Origin of the sequence: Streptomyces sp. NPDC058877, assembly GCF_042742855.1 — a bacterium.
Taxonomy (GTDB): Bacteria; Actinomycetota; Actinomycetes; order Streptomycetales; family Streptomycetaceae; genus Streptomyces.
Window position 1 is genome coordinate 1 of record NZ_JBHYMF010000418.1, and the last position, 1,165, is coordinate 1,165.

At 71.2% G+C, this 1,165-nt stretch carries 1 protein-coding gene; it reads right to left on the minus strand.

Translation table 11 applies throughout. The annotated features are described in order from the left end of the window. Positions 1-1,054: ISAs1 family transposase (locus ACFW2Y_RS35975; RefSeq protein WP_384887995.1), on the minus strand; the 1,054-nt coding region annotated here is incomplete at its 3' end. Between the last annotated feature and the right edge of the window lie 111 nt (positions 1,055-1,165).

Here is a 1,165-nt window from a genome sequence, read left to right on the forward strand (position 1 = left end):
CCTCCCCGAACGTCACATCCCTCACATGGTGCTCACGATTCTCGATGGCCCAGTGCCCGCGAACGCGTTCCGCCAGGTCAGCGGGTGTCGCCTGGTGGGCTTTCAGACTGGTGACCGCGTAGACGCGTTCGAGCGAGACCTTCCCGGTGCGCATGGTGCGCCGTCGGCGGACGATCTGCAGGGCCTGGCCGGCGTGCGGGAACGGCAGCCTGGGCGCGGTGACGGCCTTCAGGCGCCGGATCTCGTCGCGGCCGTGGGCGGCGGTGCGGGTGCGGTCCATCAGCGGCACTTCCTTCCACGGCAGGTCCTTCACCAGCGTGTGCAGGGTCGGGTGGTTGCCCTTGAGTACGGCGATGTAGTGCGCGTCTTTCTCCTCGACCAGGTACTTCGCGTGGTCGGTCTGGGTCAGCAGCGCGTCGAAGGTCACCACCGCGCCGGTCAGGTCCAGTGGGTCCAGCAGTGGCCGGAAGGCGGTGATTTCGTTGCTCTTGGCGTCGACCTCGCGCTGGGCGATCACGATGCCGTCGCCGCGCAGAGTGGAGAGAAGGTGGACGCGGCGGCCGTCGTCGCGGATCGCGCCGCGCAGGGTTTTGCCGTCCACCGCGATGGCCGCCCGCACCGGGCGGGCCGGCGGGTGTCTGTCCTGGCCGGCGGCGTGGCAGGCGGCGGCACGATCGGTGAGCCAGCCGCCGATCGCCGCGTCGAACGCGTCGCCGTCGATGCGCTGCAGCACCCGGCGCACGGTTGCCTCGCTGGGCGCACGGCAGGGCCGGTCCGGATCGCGCAGCGTGGCCCCGCAGCAGAACAGCAGCCGGTCAGGGGCGTCGGCGGCCCACTCGGCGATCGCGGTGATGGACTTCGCACCGGCCAGGACCGCGCAGGCGGCCACGGCCAGGATGTACGACAGCGGATGACGGCGCCCCCGGCGGCGGCGCGGGTCGGGCAGACGGGACAGCCGGACCAGCAGGCCGGGCAGTTCGCCGGGGCAGGCCGGATCGCGGCCCGCGAGTTGGCCCAGCCCGGCGGGGATGGGTGATGATGGCGCAGCAGGCACGGTCTTCCGTTGTGGTGATCAGCGAACTCGACACTCCATGATCACCGGAAGCCGTGCCTGCAGGTCTACCCGCCTCGTCATGAACCGCCCACCATCGCCGACTTGGAACAT